The organism is Helicobacter suis (assembly GCF_902196135.1).
GTDB lineage: Bacteria > Campylobacterota > Campylobacteria > Campylobacterales > Helicobacteraceae > Helicobacter > Helicobacter suis_A.
Genome location: NZ_CABIKE010000002.1, coordinates 186,526 through 204,290, shown reverse-complemented (window position 1 = coordinate 204,290; position 17,765 = coordinate 186,526). Strand labels below are relative to the sequence as shown.

Below are 17,765 nucleotides of genomic sequence, written 5' to 3'. Positions count from 1 at the left end.
GCCTCTCTTTATGATTGAGAATTGCTAATATTTAATATTGCAGTACACGGCTTTTAGTGGTGATTTTTAGGATAATTGCCCCTCTAGGGTCTGATTATTAGCCGCTACATTACCCCCAAATAATTTGATCGTTAAAAGATAATTTAGTTTTGGCATGAGAGCCTTTAAAAACTATTGGATATAATGAGCCCTTTAGGGGGTTAGCATGCAAGCTATTTATAAAGACAGTCAAGAACTAGACAAGCGCGCCTGTATGCTCTATCAATTAGAGCCAGAATTGCTTATGGAAAATGCGGCCATAGCTTTAAAACAGGTTATTACAAAGCAAGCTAAAAGGGGGGAGAAGATTTTAATTGTTTGTGGGGGTGGAGACAATGGAGGCGATGGCTATGCTTTGGCTAGGCATTTACAGGGCACAAGTTATCGCGTACAAGTTTTTAGCGCTAAAGAGCCTAAAAGTGCCTTGTGCCGTATCCAATACCAGCGCGCCCTGTGTACTCAAGTAGAAATGATAAGCAATTTAACCCCCTGTGCTGTGCTGGTAGATTGTTTATTTGGATCAGGATTACAAGGGGAGTTAGATCAGCAAATGCAGGATTTAATTAAACAGATGAATGCATTAGGGCAATGGCGCGTGGCCTGTGATATACCTAGCGGCATTGATCAAAATGGTTATATTAGTTCTGTGGCATTTAATGCCCATGTGAGTGTGTGCATGGGGGCTTTAAAGGCAAGTTTATTTAGCGACATGGCCAAAGATTTTACCGGAGAGATTGTTGTAGCGGATTTAGGAATAGGGCGCTCTTTGTATGAAACAGAGACTCCTTTTAATTTATTAGAGAGTTGCGATCTGTGTCTACCTAAACGCATAAAACAAAATGTACATAAGGGATATTTTGGCCATGCATGTGTGTATGTGGGTGAGCAAAGTGGAGCCGGATTAATTAGCGCTAAGAGTGCTTTAGCCTTTGGGGCTGGAATGGTGAGTATTTTAGGAGCAGCTAGCCTAAGCCAAAGCAAACCAATAGAGCTTGTGTATGCTAAAGAAATCCCTACTCAAGCCAACGCCTTTGCTATTGGCATGGGTATGGGAGTAAAACCCGCTTTTATAGAACAAATGCTAGAACAGGGGGCATGTGTGCTAGATGCGGATTTATTTTACGAACCCTTGTTAAAAGAGTGGCTTAAAAAGCCCTATTCTCTTGTTCTCACACCCCATCCTAAAGAATTTTTAGCGCTTTTAAAAACGCTAGGCTTTAAGCTAGATTTACCCACTTTACTACGCTCTAAATGGGAATTAGCTCATGAATTTAGCCAAACTTTCCCACATGTGGTTTTACTCTTAAAAGGGGCTAATACACTTATTGCCTATAACGGCCGCATTTTTATTAACCCTCTGGGTAATAGCGCTCTGGCTAAGGGAGGGAGTGGAGATGTACTAGCTGGATTAGTGGTTGCACTTTTAGCACAGGGTTATACTCTTTTAGATGCAGCTATTCATGCTAGTCTAGCCCACGGCTTAGCTGCTGCTGCTTACAAAGAAAGTTATGCCCTCACCCCAGAAAAACTTATTTCTAATTTAGAGATGCTTGCATGCAAAATGTAACCTCCCTTGATTCTGATTTAATCTCTATGGAGCGCGTGGTACTTTCTGCTCTTTTAGAAAGCCAGCAATATGAAGAGTTTGCCAGAGAGCTTAAACCTTCAGACTTTTACTACGAAGCGCACCAAAATCTTTTTGAGTTATGTAATGAATTGTATGAGGAAAAACGCCCCGTAGATGCGCACTTTCTTAACAAGAAAGTAGAAATAAAGGGCGATGAAAAAACCACAGAGGCTTTAACCGCCATAATGGGTACAACTCCTTTAGCCAATTTAAGCGCCTATATCCATGCGATTAAAGAAGCCGCCTGCCGTAGAAACCTTTTAAATTTGGCTAGACAAATCCATACAGAGTGCGATCAAGCAAAATCTAGCCAAGCCATTATGGATAGCATTGAGCGCGATCTTTATGCTCTCTCTTTACAAACAACACAGGGAGGGTTTAAAGATGTGAAAAGCGTACTCAAACAAACCCTTGATCTTATTAAAGAAGCTAAGTTAAAGGGTAATCAAAGAGTTACGGGGGTGGATACTGGTTTTAATAAGTTAAATGATTATACAGGGGGCTTTCAACCCGGCGATCTCATTATAATAGGGGCGCGCCCTAGTATGGGTAAAACTAGTCTAGTGCTTAACATAGCAAAAACAACCCTTAATCACAATCAGGGAGTGGCGATTTTTAGCATGGAAATGGGAGCAGAGCAACTTATGATGCGTCTACTTTCTAATCTCACCTCGCTACATTTACACAATCTTAAAATTGGCAATCTAAGCGATGAGGATTGGGAAAATCTTAGCAGAAGCGCCCAAAACATCTACCACAAATTTTTATTCATTGATGATACCAGTATTTTAACAATCCAACATGTGCGCTCTAAATTGCGCCAACTTAAAAGAAAATGCCCTGAGATCACCCTTGCTATTATTGATTATTTACAATTAATGGCTAGCGATCAAAGTTTAAACAGGCATGAACAAATCGCTACAATCAGTAGAGGTCTTAAAACCCTCGCTAGAGAATTACAAACCCCTATTATCGCTCTAGCCCAGCTTAATCGCTCTTTAGAAAGCCGTGAGGATAGGCGGCCTATTCTCTCTGATTTAAAAGATAGCGGTGCAATTGAACAAGATGCCGATCAAGTCTTGTTTCTTTACCGCGATGCAGTCTATAAACAACGCGATCACAACGATCGTTTAGCTAAGTTGCGCAAAGAAGGAAAGAATGAGGAGGCTAAAAAATTAGAACAACAATTCAATGCCGAGAAAAAGGCTATTTATGAAAGCACTAAGGGCATTGAGCAAGCAGAGCTTATTTTAGCCAAAAACCGCAATGGAGATATTGGTACGGTTAAAATACTCTTTAATAAAGCTTATACGCGTTTTGAAGATCCAATAGAAAGCCAAGATGGGGAATATAAACCCACTACTTTTTACCAAGAACCCCAGCAGACCCCTGTCCCTGATGTTTTTTAATGCCTCCTGTTGCCCTTTTCCAAACCTCTAAAGAGTGGATCTGTGCTCTAGGCCTTTTATTAGGTCTGTTTGCTTTTTCTTTAAGTTTAAAATACCAACAATACAACCGCTTTTTAGATAAAAAACCTTTAAGCTTGCATGCCCGAGTGTTGCTACAGTATAGCAAGGGTGCTACACAGGTGCTAAAGTTACAAGATAGCCATTACAATGTGTTTTACACCACCAGCAAAGAAGATATTAAAGATTTGAGTCTAAAATTTGTACGCGCTTTTGGTAAAATGGCGCCTTGTTCGTTTTGGCAATTTTTAAAATCCTGTTATTTTTACACTTTCTCCCTCTCTTTAGAACAAGGAAGCGATCCTAAAAACCCTTTAAGAAAAGTTATTGACACCCAGCATACTAACCCTTTAATGGGCAATTTTTACCGCACCTTATTTTTAGCCGATTCTCTTAATCAAAGCTTAAGGCAAGTGGTGGTGGGTTTGGGGGTCAGTCATCTAATTGCCATTAGTGGCTTTCATCTAGGGATTTTAAGCGCTTTCTTTTTTCTCATTCTTAAATACCCCTATACCTTTCTACAACAACGCTATTTTCCTTATCGCAACCGCACTTATGATTTAATGGGAATGGTGTTGTGTTTGCTTTTAGGCTACTTGTTTTTGCTACATTTCCAGCCTTCTTTTTTACGCGCCTTTGTAATGGCATTACTGGGGTTTTTTCTACTCTATAATGGTTTAGAGCTGTTGAGTTTTTCATTGCTAGCACTAGTGGTTTTACTATCCTTAATTCTTTTCCCTTCACTAGTGCGCAATATTGGATTTATTCTATCTGTAGGGGGCGTGTTTTATATTTTCCTCTTTATCAAACACATGCCAAAACTCCACCCCTTAATCTATGCCTTTTTATTAAATACTACCCTTTTTTTACACATGCTCCCCCTTGTGCACGCCTTTTTTACCCCCTTTAACCCCTACCAGCTCAGCGGTATTCTCCTCTCTTTTGTCTTTGTCCTCTTTTTCCCCCTAAGCTTAATCTTGCATCTTTTTAATAGTGGCAATCTCTTTGATTCTTATTTACTCCAGACTTTAAAATGGCATATCCCTACAATTAACTACCACACGCCTATATGGCTTTTATCTCTTTATGGGCTTCTCTCTCTTTTAGCGATTCGATTTGTCCATGCTTACTACGCTCTTTATACAATCAGTCTAGCCCTATTTCTCTACCTTTTAATTTCTTGATTTTATGTTAAAATAGGGGCTTTAAAGAGGTTTTAAATGTTAAAAAAACTTAAGCTCTTGGGCGATCTTGTTGCCATTGAGCACACGGTTTTTTCGGGTATGTTTATTTTAATTGCCATAGTCGTCTCCGGCACGCAGGCGCGTTTAAGTCTGTGGTTTGGTTTAAAAGCATTGCTTTTATGCGCTCTGGCGTTACTCTTTGCCCGTAATTTTGCTATGGGTTTTAACCGCCTTGTGGATCGTAAATTTGATGTAAAAAACACCCGCACCTATAACCGCCCTAGTGTTGATGGGCGCATCGGTATTTGGACTTTAAGAGGGTTTTGTTTGGCTAATGCCCTTCTCTTTGTATGGGTGAGTTTTCTGATCAATGCCCTTGCCTTTAAGCTTTCCTTTGTTTTTTTACTCATTTTAGGGGGCTATTCTTACATGAAGCGCTTTAGCTATTTAGCACATCTTGTTTTAGGGATTTGTCTAGGTTTAGCGCCCTTAGCTGGAGTGATTGCTATTTTAGGTTATATCCCTCTATGGAGTTTGTTACTAGCTTTAGGGGTGGTGTTTTGGGTAACTGGCTTTGATTTACTCTATTCTTTGCAAGATATAGAATTTGATCGCAAAGAGGGGCTTTATTCCGTGCCTGCTATCTTTGGGGAGCAAATCACCCTTAAACTTTCACGTCTAGCCCATGCTTTAGCGGTGTTATGCTGGATAGGTTTTGTAAACAGCGCACAGCTAGGTTTAGTGGCGGCTTTGGGTGTGGGGGTGTGTTTGTGTATTTTAATTTATGAACAATGGCTAGTTTATCGTGATTTTAAAAATATCCCTAAGGCTTTTTTTGTCAGTAATGGGTATTTGGGTTTAGTGTTTTTAGGTTTTATCGTATTAGATCGCGGAGTGTGGCTTGTTAAGCACTTATAAGCAATTGTGCCAAGAACATGGGTATTTTACCCGTTTAGTAAGCGTGTCTTTGCCAGTAGAATACGCCCCCTATAAGCCACTCCATGATCAAGAATTTTTACAATTAGGACAAGCTAGCCAAGCCCTGCATGTGCCTTGGGAGGTGTTTTATGGTAAAGAACGAGAGGATGTGATTTTAAAAGCATTATCTGAAATTTATAAAAAATTAGATCGTTTAGAGCAATATATCCATGAGAGAGACATGGAGTATATTGCTTTAGAAGATCGCATCAATATTAGCGTGCTAGGGCATGGGGTTTTAGGGGTGAGAGAGCAGGTTTTTATTGTAGATACACTTTATTACATGCGCTTAAAATTCCCCCACATGCCTTATAAACGCATCGCCTTAATGGCTAGGGCTTTTGATTCTAAGATGTTAAGCATTGAACGCATGCATGCTGGTGATGTACGCGATTGGGATAGTTATATCGTCCAAGTTGAATTAGAAAGTTTAAAAAAGTAAGGGTTTGTGATGGATCTGAGTTTTAATGAATTGTTGTGGATTGTGGGGGGAGGGGTGGTACTTATTTTTGTGTGTTTACTCACCTATAGCCACTTGAAAGATAAAGAATTTGCCAGCAAAACCAAGCAATTAGAAAAAGCCCTAGATGCCATTAACCAAGAAATCTATAAAATCCGCAAATGGATTCAGGAAAATGAAATGCAAACAGAATTTAACGCCTCTAGTATTAGCGCTAATGTCAAAGATGAGTTAAACACCAATTTAAACACTAGCCTTACAAATCTTTATAACCATCTCCAAGAAATCCAAGATACTATGCACAAGGATAGGGATTATTTAGAGGAAAAACTCATCGTACTAGAGAATAAATTTAAAGAAATGGGGCATTTTACACAAGGTAGCGATGATATTGATGAAAAAAAGGTGATTCAATTATTCCAAGAGGGGCATAGCATTGATTCGATTGCAAAAGAACTACGCATTAGCAAAGGACAAATTGAGTTTGTACTTAAACTGGCGGATTTACAATAATGGCTACTAGCAATACTTTATCTAGACTCTTTGGTAAATTTGCCCGCTACCCCTTCCCCAAACCCATCCAAAGGCTTATTAATCAAATTTATGTTTCTCTTTTTAAGATCAATTTAGATGGTTTTGCTCCCATAGAGTCTTATCCTACGCTTAATGCCCTTTTTACCCGCGCTTTACAAACCCCTCGTTTTATTGATCCAAACAGAGAAATTTTGATCGCCCCTTGCGATGCTCTCATCACAGTCTGTGCGCCCGTTACTTATAACTTAGCCCTCCAGATTAAGGGCATGTATTATCAAGTAGGGCAATTGTTGGGTCAAAAAGAGGTTTTAACAAATTATCTTTATTTTAATTTTTATCTCTCACCTAAAAATTACCACCGCTTCCATGCCCCCTGTGATTTACAAATTGTAGAAGTACGCCACTTTTGCGGGGAACTCTTAAGCGTTAATCCTGCTGCGCTTAACCAATACCGCTACCGTAATGCATTTATCCGCAATGAGCGGGTAGTGGTGGTAGCAACAGATGTGCGGGGGCAGTTGTTGTATTTTGTGGCTATAGGGGCTTTGAATGTGGGACAGATTGTGCTTAATTTTGATGATACAATTCACACCAACGCCCGCGTGCACAAAGAGCCTAAAATTTATACCTACAACCCCCCTATTAATATTGCCAAAGGAGCAGAACTAGGGCGTTTTGAAATGGGTTCTAGTGTGGTACTTTTTGTGCAAAATAGTAGTACATTTGACTCTCTTCAAGGTCAAGAAATCTCTTTTGCAACTCCCATTGCTACCTTTAAGCAACCTGATATTTCTTAGTTTTATATGATTTTATTAGGATTTATAGTATTTTATAACTAAGACTTAATCTTAAAATAATCATGGAGTGCTGATGCAAGAGATGTACATTGAATTTTTAAGGGAGTGTTTAGCTGAGGATTTAGGCGCGGGGGATTTATTTGCCCGCCTTGTAGAGCCAAAACTTGTACAAACCCATGTTGTAGCTAAAGATACAGGGGTTTTTTCAGGCCAAGTTTATGCAGAAGCGCTTTTAGAGTGGTTAAAAATAAAGCACACATGGAAAATTAAAGATGGTCAAAGTTTTGAACCCAAACAAGTTTTATTAGAGTTACAAGGTGATTGGCGCTTGATCTTACAAATTGAACGGGTACTACTTAATATCTTACAGCACAGTAGCGGGATAGCCACAAAGACAGCGCAGTTTGTGCGTTTAATTGCAGGGTTGCCCATTAGTCTTTTAGATACCCGAAAAACCCGCCCCCTTTTGCGCGTCTTTGAAAAATATTCGGTGCGCAATGGCGGGGCTAAAAACCACCGCTTAGGTTTAGATGATGCGCTTATGCTTAAAGACACCCATTTAATCCATATCCCAGATTTAAAAGCCTTTATCAAACATGCCCGCCAAAAAATCCCATGGACTTCTAAAATTGAAATTGAATGCGATAGTGTAGCAATGGCTAAAGAGATCATGGCCATAGGAGCGGATATTATTATGTGTGATAATATGGGTATAGAGGAGATTAAAGAGGTGGTGGCTTATCGTAACCAAAATTATCCTTTAGTGCTTTTAGAGGCCAGTGGAAATATTACTGAGGAAAGTGTGCGCGCCTATGCCTCTAGCGGGGTTGATGCCATTAGTAGCGGAGCACTGATTCACCAAGCGGTGTGGGTGGATATGAGTTTAAAGTTAGTTTAGTGTGGATTTAGAACGCGTCTTTTTACAAATTTTAGAGCAAAGTGGGATAACCTTTGGGTTAGGAGATGATGGGGTGGTTTTGCCTTCTTTTAAAAATCCCCTTTATATGCTTGATCTTTTTACTGAGGGAGTGCACTTTAAACGAGAATGGTTTACTTTAGAACAAATAGGCTATAAAGCCCTAGCGGTTAATATTTCAGATGCGATCGCGCTTTGTGCTGTACCCAAATATGCCCTTTTAGGGTTACAACTCCCAGAAAACTTTAGCCCACTAGAAATAAAAGAGCTAGTGCTAGGTCTACAAAAGGCTTGTCAAGAGTTTAAAATCCAGATTGTAGGTGGGGATACGATTGTTTCAAAAAGTTTGAGTTTAGCCATTACACTTTTAGCCAATAGTGCAAAGCCTCTTTTACGGCAAAAAATACGGCTTGGAGATTTATTAGTACACACCGGCAGGCTTGGAGAGAGTGATAAAGCCTTGCAGACTTTGCTTAGAGGTGGGAGGGTTGCAGGCCACTCTAAATTTTATAAACCAGCACTCAAAAATCTAGCCCCTTTTCTGCAAACAATACGCCCCCTTTTACACGCTGGGTTAGATATTTCTGATGGCCTTTTAGCCGAGTGTAACCGCTTATCACAGCTTAATCAATTACATTGCAAGCTGATAAATCCCTACCAGCGCGCTTTTTTAAGTGGCGAGGAATATGAAATGCTTTTGTGTTTGCCAGTACAAAACAAACATGCGTTAATCCAGCGAGCAAAAAGACATCGCATTAAGCTTAGCTTTGTAGGGCGTGTGGTGCGGGGAAAATCACGCTACAAAGCTAAGATTTGGCATAAAGCAATAAAATAGCTCCGATCTAAGCAAACCACCCCTAGCACTGAATTTTATAAAGGCTTTAACACGCAATTAGAAAAACCGGACTTTTTGCTTTTTGCTACTCCAGAGTTTAGAAAGAGATTTAAGACGGGCGAGTAATAAACATTTAATAAATTGTTAACCAAAATAAAGTACTAATCCGCTAACACAAATTAAATTTTAGGAGGTTTAGATGCAAAAAGTACTCTTAATCACCGGTGCCTCCTCGGGTATGGGTAAGGTTGCAGCTAAAGATTTAATCCAAGCCGGGTATATTGTTTATTGTGTAGCGCGCAGTGTAGATAAAATGCAAGATTTAGAGCAATTAGGCGGGCATGTTCTTAAAATGGATGTGAGAAATGAATCAGATATTGAGTCTGTTGTTGCGCAGGTGATAAAAGAACAGGGCCGTATTGATGTACTTTGGAACAATGCAGGCTATGGTCTTTATGGTCCGGTAGAGGAGTTGTCTATGGAGAAAATCCAACAACAATTTGAGGTTAATTTCTATGGTGTGATCCGTTTAACACAAAAAGTTTTGCCCTACATGCGCGAAAAACGCAGTGGCCTTATTATCAACACCTCCTCTATGGGTGGGAAAATTTACACGCCTCTAGGTGCTTTCTACCATGCGAGTAAACACGCCATTGAAGGCTATAGCGATTGTTTGCGTTTAGAACTTAAAGAATTTGGTATCCATGTTGTTGTTTTAGAACCCGGTGTGATCAACACCGGGTTTGCTCAAGGTGTGCAGGATTACTTTTCTATGCAATCACAAAATGGCCCTTATCAGAGAATGGTAAAGGCCTATATAAAAGCTATGGAGAATCCACCCATGAAAGGCTCTAATCCAAAAATTATTTCAAAGACTATCCAAAAGATCATCAGTGCTAGTAATCCAAAAACGCGTTACTTAGTTGGGCAGGCAGCATGTTTTTTAGTGTATTTGCGCCAAATTTTTGGGGATCGTGCCTATGATGCTCTAATGCTTAGCCAAATCAAATAAACTTCAGGTAGTAGATGATTGAGAAAATCTACTCTTTAAATCACAGCGCACAAGTTCTATACTCCAAAGCCACATAATGTGCCCAAAAAGTTCAGATAGATTTTCCTCAAATGGGATTAAGAAGAGGGGTGGCACTTCAGCAATAAGTGGCATGACAAGAACATGGGCTAAAAGATAAACAGCAAACCCAAAAACAGCCCCCCGATACACACTCACTATTTTCCATTTTTCAGCTAACAAGCAATAAAGGATAGCAAAAGTGATAGAAAAGCCTACATGCACGATGAAAATAGAAAGGGGTAAGTGGATACCTGAAAAGGTGTAGCTCCAATCTGTGGGTAGGTGCAATTGTTCTAATAAAATCTGTGGAGGTGTAATTCTTTGCATGGCATCAGGAGGCCAGGGGATATGAGGGTTTCTAGGTGGGAAAGGAACTTCCCAGCCCCATTTTACAATAGCCCCAAAAACACCCGCTACAATCCCGATTAAAAAAGTTTTCAGCATTAACGCACCTATTTAAGAATTTTTAGAAACAAGCATGGCTAAAAGAGGCTTAAGGAGAGTATAAAAAGTCCTTATAAAATTCAGATAGGTTTAAAAGCATTGATCGCCTTAGCGATAAAAAGCGTATCTTCTATGCTTTGAGTGGGGCTAATAGGCAAACTTAAAACTTCTTGAGAATAGCGCGTAGTGTAGGGTAGTGATAAATTAGCATATTCTTTAAAGGTGCGTTGTAGGTGTATGGGAATGGGATAGTGGATACGCGTCTCTATAGAATAACTAGCTAAATGTTTTTGCATTTGTGAGCGCAGACCTTGAGAGATACGAATCACAAAGAGATGGAATACATGTTCTTCTATATTGTGCACACTTGGCAAATACACATAAGGGTTATTAATGGTATCTAAATAAATTTGGGCTAAAGCGCGCCGTTTAGCATTGTGGGTATCTAAATGGGGCAATTTCACATGTAAAAAACTAGCTTGAATGCTATCTAACCTAGAGTTATAACCTAAATATAACGAGTCTTTTTTATCTGGTGAGCCGTTATTGCTTAATACACGGATTGTTTCTATTAGCTGGCTATTAGAACTTAGCACACACCCCCCATCTCCAAGTGCCCCTAAATTTTTGCTTGGATAAAAACTAAAAGCGCCTGCATGCCCTAAACTACCCACCCTTTGTTGTGCATATAGCGCCCCTGTTGCTTGGGCACAATCCTCTAGCACGAGCCACCCATGTTTATTAGCAATTGCCTTAATAGCCTGCATATTGGCCACTTGACCATATAAATGCACTACCAAAATCGCTTTAGTTTGGGGCGTAGCGCTAGCTTCTAATGCGCAGGGGTCTAGGAGATAGTCTTTGCCTATATCAACAAATTGTGGCACTAAAGCATTGTGTAAGATCGCTTGGGCTGTGGCTATGAAAGTAAAAGAGGGCAATAGTACCCCACTTCCTTGTGGCAAAAGCCCTAAAATCTGGTAGGCTTTTAGCATTAAAGTGAGCGCGTCTAACCCACTATTTACACCTATGGCATGCGGGCTTTGGCAGTACTGGCTAAAGGCTTGTAAAAATTGTGAGTGCGCAGGACCGCTAATAAAATGGGCATTCTTTAAATGTGCTTGCAGCTGGAGTTTAAAAGCTTCTTGATAGGGTGCATTTATGGCTACTAAGTCTAAAAACGGGTATTTATAGGGCATGTATAACCTTAAGAAAAAAGCACTATAATACACCATTTTGGAGTTGCTATGCGTATTTTTCTAATCCACCTTTCCTCAAAAACCTGCCAAGAACACCAGCTCTTTGAGCGCGATATTAGTTATTTAAAAAAGAGTTTAAACACTTCTTCTAAGCATAGTGTAGAAATTTTTGATGCCATTTATTCTAAAACTAAAACGGGGTTACACCCTTTAGTTAAAGCCCATTTACACCCCTGTTTTACCCACCCAAGTTGTGGAGTTACCCCTAATATTAAGGATACTTTGAGTGCCTATTTCTATGCGCTAAAATATAAAGGCAAATACATGAGTTTAGGAGAATTAGGGTGTTATGCCAGCCACTTTTGCCTGTGGTATAGGTGTTTGGAATACAATGAACCCATTGTGATACTAGAAGATGATATAGAACTAGAGCCCTGCTTTTGGCAATCTTTAGATTTTTTAGAAGAACATATCCATACACTAGGCTATGTACGGCTAATGCATCTATTTGAACTTGTCAAAAAACCAACGCATTTTACGCGTGTACTCCAAATTGTAGGTCCAGTAGATGGGAAAGGCACTCAAGGCTATTGTTTAACCCCACAAGCTGCCATGACTTTTATTAAGGCTAGCGCCAAGTGGGTGATACCGGTGGATATGTTAATGGATCATCCCTACCTACATGGCATCTCTAATTTTGTATTAGAACCTTTTGCTATTGCTGAAAAACCCAATGGCTCGAACATAGAACGACTTAATCAAGAAAAATTCTCTATCGGCATACGCCTACTTAGACGGATTAATCATTTATATGTCAAGTACACCTAAACATGAAAGTTTTACAAGAGGCTTTATTAGTCTGGTATCAAACACATGGGCGTAAAAGTATGCTGATTAGAAACCTTACAGGCCCCAATGCCCCTTATGAAATTTATGTTTCTGAGATCATGTCCCAGCAAACCCAAATTGAGGTTGTGTTAGACAAATTTTATCTCCCCTTTTTGCAGGCCTTCCCCACTCTAATAGATTTAGCAAATGCCCCTTTAGACCGGGTTTTACTTTTATGGAAAGGTCTAGGTTATTATGCCCGTGCTAAAAATTTACATAAAAGCGCGCAGATTTGTTGCCAAAAATATGGGGGTTGTTTGCCTTCTAATTATACAGACCTATTAGCCCTGCCCGGTATTGGAGCATACAGCGCAAGCGCGATTTTATGTTTTGGATTTAGGCAAAATGTGGGCGTGCTAGATACCAATGTCTCGCGTGTGCTTTTGCGCTTATTTGGACTAGATTTAAAAAGCAAGAATCTTAAAACCCTCCTGCAAGACAAGGCTAGAGCCTTTGTTAATCCAACTAATTCTTTTGATCATAACCAAGCTCTCATTGATTTAGGTGCGCTTGTCTGCACCCCTAAGCCTAGTTGCCACATTTGCCCCTTAAGTTTTAGTTGCTGTGGTAAAGAAAATATAGAGCGTTTTAGTGTGGTGAAAAAAACCCCCAGTATTCCCATTACAAAACACTACGGGGTGTGTGTAGAAACAAAGAATTTATACCTCACCTACACACAAAAGGGTTTATATGCCCACCTCTACCAATTTCCTCTCTTAAAAAAGCAGGATTTAATACCCTTGCCTCTCTTAGGGAGTGTGCGGCATAGCTATACCAAGTACCGCGTGCAAGTTTGGCTTTATCAAGCTACTTTAGAGGATCTACAACCAGAAAACCTAGTAGTTGTAGCTTTAGCTAGTCTCAAGCAAATACCTATGAGTTCTCTAGGCGCTAAAATTGTGGCATTACTAGAAAAGAGGGGGATTTTGTAGGTAGAGTTTACAAAGTTATGGGTTGATCTTTGGCATTATTGGATGTGGGTTTTTATGGACTTTTAACATTAGGGGTTTATAATACACCTTTAATTTAAAATTAAAGGGTATAAATGCGCTTGTTACTGGCGATTGGGATTGTAGTGGCGTTACTGACGGCCTGTGCAGAGAGTAAAAAGCAAATTTTAGAGGACGAGAAAGATTATACCCCCTCTGAAAAGACCATTTGGCAACCTGAGCAAAAGTAGTTTTAAGTTAGTGTTTTGGGGGCTTTTCACTCCTAGAGGTTTTTAGGGGTGGGTTAGGTTTTTTAAAACCCATATAAAATATTGAGATCAAATACGCAATTAACAATTTTGAGAGATTTGGGCATGCTTGTAGCCGTCAATTAAAATCATATTTTGCCAGCGATCTAAAACAGAAAACTCATTTTGATCTCTAGCTAGAGCTAATGGCACAATCAGTTCAAACCCACTTTTATGCATGGCCTGCTTATTGATTTTATGTCGCTTAAAATACTCCTCTTTTTCTGCTTGCGATCGCTTTAATTTGGTTTTGTCTTTAATAAGTCCCATATCCCCCACTCTCAAATTTAGCTCCCCCTTGCGTTTATCACCCATGCCAAATAACACGCTATCTTTGAGCAACATAAACATCTGTTGGGCTTCATTAATCCAGTTATGGTAGTCCCTAAGAGCTGTTTTATCAAGTCCCTTATAAATATCATTCCCCTTTGGATTGGCGTATTTTTTAATACACTCCACAATCTGCTCTCTTTGAAATTTAGACAAAGCCCTAAACTCACAAATCAAATTCACAATATACGCTTGATTATTCTCAATATCTGAAATAAAGAAGGCAAATTCCTCTAGGCTGATACTTGAGATATTGTGGTGGCTAAGTTCAAGCATTAAGGCATACAGCGTATTTTCAAACCCTCCATGCAAATTTGTGAGCGCATCTGTCCACAGTCTGCTTAATACAAATGGATTAGGTGGTTTTTGTAAAGAAGCCTGTAAAAGTTTTTTCCCCAAGTGGGCTAAGATTGACATAATAAGTTATGTGGTGTTCTCCTACTGGTTTTAATTTTAATTCCTTATTAAATCTACAAATCAAGCCCATTCTTTCCATGTCTACAAAAATATTTTTACGCAAGCTATCTTGGGTGATTCTGCCTAGAGTGCGTGATAATTGGGTGGTCATCTGTGCGTATAGAGATTCCTCATGGGTGTTAGTAGGTCTCTTGGATAAGTCTGTGGTTCTAATTCTTAAGTGTGAAATTTTATTATTTTCTAAAGTTTCTTTTAAAACTCTTAGAATAGCAATAATAACTTCTTGGGTGTAGCGATTATGCTGTGATAAGTGTAGACCACGATAAGTATCTTTTTGGATTCTTTTAAATAAATACTTCTAGAGGAATCTTTCACAAGCGTAACTTCGGGGGTTTCCCTACCCTAGTTTTATCTACCTTGATTGCATGCCTATCATCTAGCATACCTATAGTCCTCTCTGCTATTCCTGATAGAAGTGTGAATTCTAGCCACTTTCTTTACTTGTTTTTTCTATTGCAAGAACCTTTTAGTTTTTTAGATAATCTCCTTTGGGAGAAAAACTTTTTGTAAGGATAAATAACAGAATCACTAGTAACCACTAAAGATTCTAACCCCTCGTATAGCCTACCAAAGGGTTTATATCCCCATCAAATGTAACATTGTTAAATCCAAGAGACCGCCTAAAAGCCTGTACTTTTGGATTATTTAGAAGAGTTGTTGATCTATACTGAGAGGCTAGAGAAAGATTTAGAGTTTTGCACCCAAAAGCTTAAGCAAGATTAAGCCAAATTACCATGCGCTTAGAAAAACTACAAGTAACTTATCAACTATTTAAAATGGATAAAGACTTAACTTTTGGGGGTTTGTTTGTTTTGATACCACAAATAAAGATCTTTAATCCCCTTTTCTAATCCTATACAGGCTTTCCATCCTAAATGCGTGATTTTACTCACATCGCTACACTTGTATAAAGTGCCATCGGGTTTGCTGTGATCAAAAACCAACGCGCCTTTAAAACCAACAATGTTTTTAATCATCATGGCTAAATCTTGAATGCTAATATCCTCTCCTGTACCAATATTAGTATGATTGTGCATAGGGGTGGCTTTTTGATGCTCTAATAAAAACACGCAAGCGCGCGCTAAATCGCTAGTGTGTAAAAATTCGCGTCTAGGCTTGCCACTTCCCCAAATGCCTACAGTCTCTGCACTAATGGTATATTTTTCTAAAATGGTTAATCCTTCTTGAGGGCTAGAAACTTGCAAATCTTGTAGTACTAGATTCATATGCCCTTGCTCTAAAAGGCGTGCTAGGTATATTTTTCTTAACAGGGCAGGTAAGACATGGGCACTTTGTAAATCAAAGTTATCAAAGGGGCCATAAAGATTAGTGGGCATTGCACTAATAAAATTTGTTTTATACTGGGCATTGTATGCCTCACACATCTTTAACCCGGCAATTTTAGCGATGGCATAAGATTCATTAGTGGGTTCTAAGGCGCTACTGAGTAAATATTCTTCTTTAATAGGTTGGGGGCTTTCTTTGGGATAAATACAAGTTGAACCTAAGAATAAGAGTTTTTTAACTCCATATTGGTAAGCACAATGAATTATATTGGTTTGGATTGCTAAATTTTGATAAATAAAATCTGCCTTGTAGGTGTTATTGGCTAAAATCCCCCCCACTTTGGCAGCAGCTAAAATCACCACATCGGGGCGTTCCTGTTTGAAAAACGCCTCTACTGCGCTTTGTCTGGTTAAATCTAATTCTGCATGGGTTCTTAAAATCAAATTTGTATAGCCCTGATTTTGCAAGCACGCCACTAACGCGCGCCCTACTAATCCTAAATGCCCCGCGACATAAATTTTATCTTTCTTTTGCATTTGTTCATTCTAGCATGGATTTTCAAAGGAAGGCCATAGGTAAGTACACTCCTTAGGAAAATAGCCCACGCATAAATCTAAAAACACCTTTTCTAAAAACACATCGCCACACAAACACACTTGATTCACACTAAAATTAAGATAAGTATCATAAATAAAATTGCCCAAAAACTCAGCTAAAGAATCAAGCACTCCAAAGCATAAAGTTGCATCTTCTACCCCAGCTAAATGAAAACTCATAGCCGTTTTTAGGGGGGCTAGATCGTCTAAATAAAGCTTTTTATAGCGCTCTGTTATCTTAAAATCAATACGCGGGCCTTTATGGCGCAAAAAAGCCCTAGCATGCGCAAAGACAAGCGCGCTATTATTTAAAGAGCTTAAACCTAAAATCTGAGAAAGCACCCCTAAAAGATCTAATAGGTTTTCACTAGGCTCTGATGGCGGGATTTGTTCGAGTGTCTCACACAGGGTTTTAAACTCTTTTTTGTAGTTTTTATAGAGTGAAGCGCCCTTAGGCTCTTGCTGGATGCGTTTTAAAATAGAGGGGAGTGAAGTATCTATCTGCAAATGCAAAAGATGCTTATAATTCCCCTCTTTAATCCAAAAACAACTAGGTTCTTCAAAACTAAGATGGATTAGCACATGGCGCTCTTCTTCTAAGGCCTGCATGGCATGTTTTAAGCTGTGTTGTCCATGCCAAAGAATAACGCCTTTTTTAGAAGGGGTGATAGTTACATCTTTGGGGTAGGTATCTAAACATTGGTAGCTTAAATGCGCCTCTTTTTTACTCTCATGCATAAAAATATAGGGCATTTCTAGCGCGTGTAAAAACTTCCCTAAAAGGCCAAGCAAGGGATCAAAGGGCAAACTGGCTAAGATTTGATCGCTTTGAGCTAATAAGAGCTCTTGTTTAAAAATCTCTTTAGGGCAAACCCACATACTAGGTTTTTCATAGCTAGCTAGAGTCTGTGCGCTTGTTTTATCTATGCGCGTAAGACTAAGTAAACTATTTAAATTAGCAAACATAACCCGCTTACTTGGTTTTAGGCTTAAGGCTTTAAGCCCTCTGCAAGTAGAAAAACACACCTCTTGGCCTTGCTTAAGGGTGTGTGCGATCTCTAAAAGAGTGGGTTTAAGATCGCTTAATGCAAAAGGCACACCTTGATAGCTCAAATGCAAAATAGCACCCTCCCAAACCTCCCCCTCTAAAAAAGCCTGCCATTTTAATACATCTATTTTTGGCTCTAAAGGTTTTTCACTTTGCCATTTGCATTCTAAATTAAGCGCCTCTACTTTAACAAAACTAAAACCCAAAGAGGCGGGTAGTCTTTGGCTAAGCAAAGTGGCAAAATCTTGGGCTTTATTCTCTGTAGCCTTGATATAAAAAGAATAGTTTTTATCTTGCAAAATAGAGGCATAAGGAAGGCAAAGTATAGAGGCATGGAAAGCTAAAAAGCGA

18 protein-coding genes are annotated in these 17,765 nt (G+C 39.3%); 13 read left to right on the top strand and 5 right to left on the bottom strand.

Features of this window, described 5'->3' with window-relative positions:
- The first annotated feature begins 205 nt into the window (after positions 1-205).
- The 10 genes from G6Q06_RS02475 to G6Q06_RS02430 all read left to right on the top strand — a co-directional run bounded on the left by G6Q06_RS02475 (position 206) and on the right by G6Q06_RS02430 (position 9,848).
- Entirely contained in the window at positions 206-1,606 is a 1,401-nt protein-coding gene (locus G6Q06_RS02475; protein ID WP_163565597.1) for an NAD(P)H-hydrate dehydratase, read from the top strand.
- Positions 1,594-3,075: a replicative DNA helicase gene (dnaB, locus tag G6Q06_RS02470; protein WP_163565596.1), complete on the top strand. Its 1,482-nt coding sequence runs from the start codon at positions 1,594-1,596 to the stop codon at positions 3,073-3,075. The genes G6Q06_RS02475 and dnaB overlap by 13 nt, the downstream gene beginning before the upstream one ends.
- Entirely contained in the window at positions 3,075-4,316 is a 1,242-nt protein-coding gene (locus G6Q06_RS02465; RefSeq protein WP_163565595.1) for a ComEC/Rec2 family competence protein, read from the top strand. The genes dnaB and G6Q06_RS02465 overlap by 1 nt, the downstream gene beginning before the upstream one ends.
- A 36-nt stretch (positions 4,317-4,352) precedes the next feature.
- Positions 4,353-5,234, top strand: coding sequence for a menaquinone biosynthesis prenyltransferase MqnP (gene mqnP / locus G6Q06_RS02460; RefSeq protein WP_163532795.1), 882 nt, complete (start codon positions 4,353-4,355; stop codon positions 5,232-5,234).
- Positions 5,218-5,736: a hypothetical protein gene (locus G6Q06_RS02455; protein WP_163564106.1), complete on the top strand. Its 519-nt coding sequence runs from the start codon at positions 5,218-5,220 to the stop codon at positions 5,734-5,736. Before mqnP ends, G6Q06_RS02455 begins: the two co-directional genes overlap by 17 nt.
- Positions 5,737-5,745: 9 nt before the next feature.
- A complete protein-coding gene (locus G6Q06_RS02450; RefSeq protein WP_104685894.1) occupies positions 5,746-6,267 on the top strand; it encodes a helix-turn-helix domain-containing protein in 522 nt (173 codons plus the stop codon).
- Positions 6,267-7,085, top strand: a complete 819-nt coding sequence (locus G6Q06_RS02445) for a phosphatidylserine decarboxylase (RefSeq protein WP_163564105.1) — start codon at positions 6,267-6,269, stop codon at positions 7,083-7,085. The genes G6Q06_RS02450 and G6Q06_RS02445 overlap by 1 nt, the downstream gene beginning before the upstream one ends.
- Before the next feature lie 82 nt (positions 7,086-7,167).
- A complete protein-coding gene (gene nadC / locus G6Q06_RS02440) occupies positions 7,168-7,983 on the top strand; it encodes a carboxylating nicotinate-nucleotide diphosphorylase (protein ID WP_163564200.1) in 816 nt (271 codons plus the stop codon).
- Position 7,984: 1 nt separating this feature from the next.
- Positions 7,985-8,836, top strand: a complete 852-nt coding sequence (locus G6Q06_RS02435; protein ID WP_163565594.1) for a thiamine-phosphate kinase — start codon at positions 7,985-7,987, stop codon at positions 8,834-8,836.
- Positions 8,837-9,035: 199 nt separating this feature from the next.
- On the top strand, positions 9,036-9,848 hold the full coding sequence (locus G6Q06_RS02430; protein ID WP_163565593.1) for an oxidoreductase: 813 nt from the start codon (positions 9,036-9,038) through the stop codon (positions 9,846-9,848).
- Positions 9,849-9,851: 3 nt separating this feature from the next.
- Here the strand turns inward: G6Q06_RS02430 and G6Q06_RS02425 are convergent, their stop codons facing one another.
- Entirely contained in the window at positions 9,852-10,352 is a 501-nt protein-coding gene (locus G6Q06_RS02425; protein WP_163565592.1) for a DUF1440 domain-containing protein, read from the bottom strand.
- An 80-nt stretch (positions 10,353-10,432) separates the two neighbouring features.
- The gene (locus G6Q06_RS02420; RefSeq protein WP_163565591.1) at positions 10,433-11,551 is read right to left on the bottom strand and encodes a DegT/DnrJ/EryC1/StrS family aminotransferase; all 1,119 of its coding nucleotides are present in this window, start codon (positions 11,549-11,551) and stop codon (positions 10,433-10,435) included.
- A gap of 48 nt (positions 11,552-11,599) precedes the next feature.
- Between G6Q06_RS02420 and G6Q06_RS02415 the strand changes: the two genes are divergently transcribed.
- From G6Q06_RS02415 to G6Q06_RS08715, 3 genes are all read left to right on the top strand, one after another.
- A complete protein-coding gene (locus G6Q06_RS02415) occupies positions 11,600-12,379 on the top strand; it encodes a glycosyltransferase family 25 protein (protein WP_163565590.1) in 780 nt (259 codons plus the stop codon).
- A gap of 2 nt (positions 12,380-12,381) precedes the next feature.
- Complete coding sequence (locus G6Q06_RS02410; RefSeq protein WP_205435781.1) at positions 12,382-13,371, top strand: A/G-specific adenine glycosylase; 990 nt, start codon at positions 12,382-12,384, stop codon at positions 13,369-13,371.
- A gap of 113 nt (positions 13,372-13,484) precedes the next feature.
- On the top strand, positions 13,485-13,619 hold the full coding sequence (locus G6Q06_RS08715) for a hypothetical protein (RefSeq protein ID WP_006564724.1): 135 nt from the start codon (positions 13,485-13,487) through the stop codon (positions 13,617-13,619).
- A gap of 99 nt (positions 13,620-13,718) precedes the next feature.
- On the opposite strand, the gene G6Q06_RS02405 is transcribed toward G6Q06_RS08715, so the two are convergent.
- The 3 genes from G6Q06_RS02405 to G6Q06_RS02395 form a co-directional block, all read right to left on the bottom strand.
- On the bottom strand, positions 13,719-14,423 hold the full coding sequence (locus G6Q06_RS02405; protein WP_205435780.1) for a hypothetical protein: 705 nt from the start codon (positions 14,421-14,423) through the stop codon (positions 13,719-13,721).
- Between the two features lie 848 nt (positions 14,424-15,271).
- Positions 15,272-16,306 carry a GDP-L-fucose synthase family protein gene (locus G6Q06_RS02400; protein WP_163565589.1) on the bottom strand — a complete coding sequence of 345 codons (1,035 nt, stop codon included), beginning with the start codon at positions 16,304-16,306 and terminating at the stop codon, positions 15,272-15,274.
- 9 nt (positions 16,307-16,315) lie between these two features.
- Entirely contained in the window at positions 16,316-17,713 is a 1,398-nt protein-coding gene (locus tag G6Q06_RS02395) for a hypothetical protein (RefSeq protein WP_240329163.1), read from the bottom strand.
- Positions 17,714-17,765 lie beyond the last annotated feature (52 nt).